The following is a 5771-nucleotide window of genomic DNA, read 5'->3' as shown; positions in this document are numbered from 1 at the left end:
TCTCGACGGTGCGACCTGGCCGGCTGTAGAGATTCCGGATGATTTGACCGGCCCCAAACCCGAGTACGATGAACTCAAACGGAATCACTGGGCATGGCAGCCACTCAAGGCCGTGGTGCCACCCACGGTCACAAGCGAAGCGTTTGCGGCCAATCCCATCGACCAATTCATTTTCAGCAAATGGGCCGAAGCGGGACTGCAGCCAGCCCCGGATGCCGACAAGATTGCACTGATTCGTCGCGTTACCTTCGACCTGACCGGACTTCCCCCCACCGTTGATGAGATTGACCGCTTTCTGAGTGATGATTCTGACAAGGCTTTTGAGAAGGTCGTCGATCGATTGCTGAAGTCTTCGGCTTATGGGGAACGATGGGGGCGTCACTGGCTGGATCTCGCCCGTTACGGCGAATCCACTGGCTCGGCACGGAATATCCCTCTGCCCCACGCCTGGCGTTACCGTGATTACGTCATCGACTCATTTACGAACGATAAGCCCTACGATCAGTTCATTCGTGAACAGATTGCCGGGGACCTGCTTCCCGCCAACTCTCCGACCGAAAAAGCAGAGCAACTGATTGCGACGGGCTTTCTGGCGATTGGCGTGAAAGACGTCAACCAGCGGTTCAAAATCCGGTTCATCATGGACAACGTCGATGAGCAGATCGACACGGTTACCCGTTCTGTTCTTGCGTTGACCGCGAGTTGCGCCCGTTGCCACGATCACAAGTTCGACCCCATTCCGGCCGTCGACTATTACGCGCTGGCAGGGATCTTCCAGAGCAGTGACTTGTGCGCCGGTGTCAGAAGCAAGATGGGGGGCGGCGGTCTCGATTACTACGACAACACGTTGCTGCTGCAGGTGGGGGCCGATGCCAAAACCGATCCGCAACTTGCAGAGAAGATCGAAGCGGCGACGCAGGCCTTTGAAAAGGCACGTGCCGAGTTCGAAGCGATTCGGGGCACACCAGAAGGTCTCGCAGTCGGTCCGAATGGCAAGCCCAAACAGCAGGCGTTCCGGGCACGCATGAACAAGGCCCAGCAGGAACTTCTCGCACTGACCGATCCTGCCGTCATTGGAAAAGTGGCTTACGGTGTCCGGGATGGAAAGAAGATCAGTGACACCGAAGTCCGCATCCGTGGCGAAGCCGAACTGCAAGGTCCGACGGTTCCACGTGGCTTCCTGAGTTTGCTCGAATGGCCTGAACAGCCAAAGGTCAATCCAAAACAGAGTGGACGCCTGGAACTGGCCGAGTGGCTGACGAGTGAGCAGAACCCGCTTACTCAGCGAGTCATCGTTAACCGGATCTGGCAGCACCTGTTCCAGCGCGGGATTGTCTCGACGGTTGATAACTTTGGAACGACTGGCGACAAGCCCTCGCATCCGGAACTTCTGGATTACCTGGCGAAACAGTTCGTCGACGAAGGCTGGTCGGTCAAGAAGTTGATTCGATCGATCGTCCTGAGTCATACGTACCGGCTCGGTGCCGATTCCGTCAGCTCCAATCTGGCGATTGATCCCGGTAATCGGTTCCTGTGGAGACACAGTCCTCGCCGCCTGGACGCGGAAGAGATTCGCGATGCCATGCTGGCTGCATCGGGGCAGCTCAATCCCGTCCGCCCTGAAGGGTCGCCAGCAAAAGACTTCAAAGTGATCGAAATGAGGAACAATGGTCCGGAAGCTCGCAACCTGAGCGAACAGGCACTGGCCAGCGTCTCACGCAGCATCTATCTGCCGCTGGTGCGTGGTGTCACTCCTCGCTCTCTGGAAGTCTTCGACTTCGCAGAACAGGGAATGGTGACCGGCAGTCGCGATACAACGACGGTTCCGACCCAGGCGCTCTACCTGCTGAACGATCCGTTCGTACGTAAACAGGCACTCGCGCTTGCGGAACGAGTTGTCCAGCAGCCGAACCTCAGCGATATCGAGCGGGTCAACCTGGTCTACAGACTCGCGCTCGGCCGCCAGGCGAATCCGACAGAAATCGAACGAGCCACCGGGTTTGTTACAGAGATCGAATCCGCCTCCCGGCCGGCCTACGCTGCGGCGGACGTCAACCTGGTTGCTGATGCCGATAATCCCGCCACGCCAGCGACGTTGACCAAGGGGACTCAAGGGAATTCCCGACCGCAGGCAGCGAGTGACGCGACGGCGGCAGCTGTACTTCCGGTGATTCCTGTGAATCCCGACGACATCGATCCTGTCGATGCACCCGTCAAAGAAACTGTGATTGAAGCCAGTGATGCCAGGACAGCGGCCTGGTGGAGCTTCTGTCAGGCGGTCCTGGGAGCAGCGGAGTTCCAGTATCTGAAGTAACTGATCACGCCGACACGGCAGGTTCTGCATTGAACATTTTCAACTCAATCCATGAGACAAGGTTTACGAATATGAGCTCAGAACAGTCATCGATCATCAATCCCTACTCGATCACACGTCGTCAGGCACTGAAAGCGGCGAATGCCGGCTTCGGTTATCTGGCCCTTGCGAGTCTGCTCCGTGAGACCGCTCCTCGTCAGGCAGTTGCGTCTCAGCAGGCGACTCCTGAACGCCCTCTCGCACCAAAGCCACCGCAATTTCCGGTTAAGGCCAAGCGAATCATCTTCCTCTTTATGGAAGGGGCGATGTCACAGGTCGACACTCTTGATTACAAACCTCAGCTTCAGGCCAATGATGGAAAAGTTGGACCTGGCGGCGGGACGCTGACTGGTTCCAAGTTCAAGTTTTCGCAACATGGCGAAACGGGAACCTGGGTCTCCGAGCTGTATCCGAATTTGGCACGCCATGTCGACAAGTTGTGCTTCCTGCGGGGACTGCATACCGACACCCCGGCTCATCCGCAGGCCGTAATTCAACTGCATACGGGAGCGGCTCAGGCGCAGTTGACCCGGCCTTCGATGGGGGCCTGGCTGATGTACGGCCTGGGAACAGAGAATCAGGACCTTCCCGGGTACATCACGATCAATCCGCCACCGAACTTTGGTGGTGCCGTGAATTATGGAAGTGCCTTCCTGCCTGCTCACTATCAGGGAACCAAGATCAACGACAGCGGTTACTTGCCCAACATCAAGGCCGAGACTTCGACGTCACTACAGCGTCGTCAGATCGACTTGATTCAGTCGATGAATCGCGATTTTAGTGGGAATCCCAGTGCACCTGATCAACTGGAAGGGGTGATCCAGTCGTATGAGCTCGCTTTCAAAATGCAGGGGAAAGTGCCTGAACTACTGGATATTTCGAGTGAACCACAACACGTGCTGGACGCCTACGGGGTGAAGCCAGGTCCGCAAGGTGCCTTCGCCCGACAGTGCCTGATGGCTCGGCGTCTCAGCGAAGCGGGGGTTCGGTTCGTTGAGATCTGCCAGCCGGGGTGGGACCACCACAACAATCTGCATAAAGGGCTGATCAAAAACTGCTCGGAAACGGACCAGCCGACGGCCGCGCTCCTTGCCGACCTCGAGCAACGCGGGATGCTCGAAGACACGCTGGTGCTGTTTGGCAGCGAGTTTGGACGCCTGCCGACGGCGCAGGGGCAGGATGGCCGGGATCACAACATCACGGGCTACCCGATGTGGCTGGCTGGAGCCGGGGTCAAGCGAGGCTTCTCTTATGGAGCCACCGACGAATACGGACGACTGGCTGTGGAAGGTCGGATGCACACCACGGACCTGCACGCCACGCTGCTCGCCCTGATGGGACTGGATCACGAGTCGCTGACCTATGAATACGCGGGACGTGACTTCCGATTAACGGATGTCAAAGGGAACGTGGTGCGGGAAATTTTCGCGTGAGGGAATTGAGTCCCCGGGAAATGGTAGCAGTAGCGAACGTGTCAATTATTGAAAGCGGCTCGATGCATCTCCAGTCCCATCAGAGTAAGGAAGCTGACGTGGAACCTGATTCCAACCGCCAGGACGTCGTATTGCACGAGATTGTCCGAGCCCTGAAGGGGCTGCAGTTCGGAGAAGTAACCGTAACCATCCGGGATGGACGTGTCGTCCAGATCGATCGCGTAACTCGGAATCGACAGGTCCTGCCCAAAAAGACCTGAAGGGATTGGTTCTGTAAAAAATATCTGCATTGTAGTAGTTGATAATGGACGAGACGAGAAGTCCGCCATGCCGTAAGACTGCGAGGACGACGGGCAACAGCCTAAGTCCCCGCAAGGTGCTCAAGGAGATCTGTATGCAGGCGGCAAGCCGCCAGTCAAAAGCACTGAATTACCACTGACTGAATCGTATTGACACGGTGGGGTGCTCGCTCTTCGTGGAACGCCAATCATGGTTTCACCCGTATCGCCCGTACCTCCTCAGGAGGGCGGGCAACAGGTGGGCCATAAGAGGTTGTGGTTGAATGAGGGATAAACGGGGTCTGGTTGAGTGACGTCAGCCGCACAGAACTTCTTTCACTTCAATCTGCCGGGAATCACCTGCAAAAGTACGACGCAGATTGTGATCCTCCGGCTGGACCCGTTCCAGTTCAGGATATCCATCGCTTCTTCATCCTTCAGTTCGCGCGAAAACTTGGCGGGCTCACCTGTCGAGTACCTGGAGTTGAGTTCGTTAACTCACTGTTCTCCCAGGGTGGATAGAGGCGACGTGACAGCCATCGTCACGTGGAGACGAAGCGCGAGAAGTCTGACAGTAGGCGTTATTCCCTGGATGCGATCCTCCCTGTTGTCGGTAAGAAATCGAATCAAATTATTAACCATTATCCATATGTCTATCTCATCTTGAATTTTGAAATGCTTAGGAGAGAGTAAAAAATGTGGCGAGAAACGATGACCGCGAAGTCAGCACGACCGGGTGTGCTTCGACAGCCACTTCGAGTGGAAGTGCGGGGACGTGGATTCACTTTGATCGAACTGCTGGTTGTGATTGCGATTATCGCTGTTCTGATTGCCCTGCTGCTGCCGGCTGTTCAGCAGGCGCGAGAAGCAGCCCGTCGGACACAATGCCGCAATAATCTCAAGCAGATCGGCCTGGCGATTCATAATTACCTCGACATCCATGATCGCTTTCCGCCCGGTCACTACTGGTCGAGTAACACGAAAGACAATGGTGGAACTGGCTGGCTTTGGGGGTCTCACCTGCTGCCACAGATGGATCAGGCACCGCTTTATAACACGATTGATTTCGGTTCGAGGTGCTGCCTTGAGAATCCCGTTACACCGGGAGAAATCAACAATGCGATCGCGGTTCAGGTACCACTCCCGTTCATCATTTGCCCTTCGGACGTTGCACCGAAAGTTGCGGCAACACCCGGGGCGGATGGAGTTCACATGCAGGCCGTCACAAGCTATTGCGGAAATGGAGGCTCGTTCGATAACAGCCACTACAACGAATTGAGTACGCAGTTTGCCAATGGGCTGTTCATGCGCAGCCGACTTCCCTCGGCAACGGCGACGACGCCCGTCTGCAAGAAGCTGAGCGAAATTACGGACGGCACGTCGAACACGATTCTGACGTCGGAGTCGTCATGGTTGTCGACGATCAGTGACGAAGGGGCGGCGGGCCGAGTCGGTCGCAAGCGATTCTACGGATCGGCTGCAGCATCGAACCGGAGTATCAATGAAGGTGTCGCAGCAATGAATCCGCCGAATTCGGCGGTTAACACCACCATCCGTCGCGCAGCGTCCAGTATGCACGTCGGTGGGGCCTTCTTCGGGATTGCTGATGGCAGCGTCCGGTTCATCAGCGAAAACATCAATCACACTGGCCGGACCTGGGCAAAGCGCAACACACCGAACCCCAACGATCCGTTTGATTCGGTTAAC

4 protein-coding genes are annotated in these 5771 nt (G+C 56.4%); all 4 read left to right on the top strand.

What is annotated here, in order from left to right; genetic code table 11:
- Window positions 1-2314 (top strand): DUF1549 and DUF1553 domain-containing protein (locus tag VGE80_RS11415; protein WP_440592756.1); only part of this gene is annotated, 2314 nt, incomplete at its 5' end.
- Between the two features lie 71 nt (window positions 2315-2385).
- Window positions 2386-3786, top strand: coding sequence for a DUF1501 domain-containing protein (locus tag VGE80_RS11410; RefSeq protein WP_440592755.1), 1401 nt, complete (start codon window positions 2386-2388; stop codon window positions 3784-3786).
- 98 nt (window positions 3787-3884) lie between these two features.
- Window positions 3885-4046, top strand: a complete 162-nt coding sequence (locus tag VGE80_RS11405; RefSeq protein ID WP_373651209.1) for a DUF2292 domain-containing protein — start codon at window positions 3885-3887, stop codon at window positions 4044-4046.
- A gap of 714 nt (window positions 4047-4760) precedes the next feature.
- A partial coding sequence (locus VGE80_RS11400; RefSeq protein WP_440592754.1) for a DUF1559 family PulG-like putative transporter occupies window positions 4761-5771 on the top strand: 1011 nt, incomplete at its 3' end.

This window comes from Schlesneria sp. (assembly GCF_036405755.1).
Lineage (GTDB): Bacteria > Planctomycetota > Planctomycetia > Planctomycetales > Planctomycetaceae > Schlesneria > Schlesneria sphaerica.
The sequence above is the reverse complement of the archived record's forward strand: the minus strand, read 5'-3'. Positions and strand labels throughout refer to the sequence as shown.

What these genes read in the sequence shown, in the direction of transcription:
- VGE80_RS11410 (WP_440592755.1), top strand. Translation starts at nt 2,386, where the DNA reads ATGAGCTCAGAACAGTCATCGATCATCAATCCCTACTCGATCACACGT.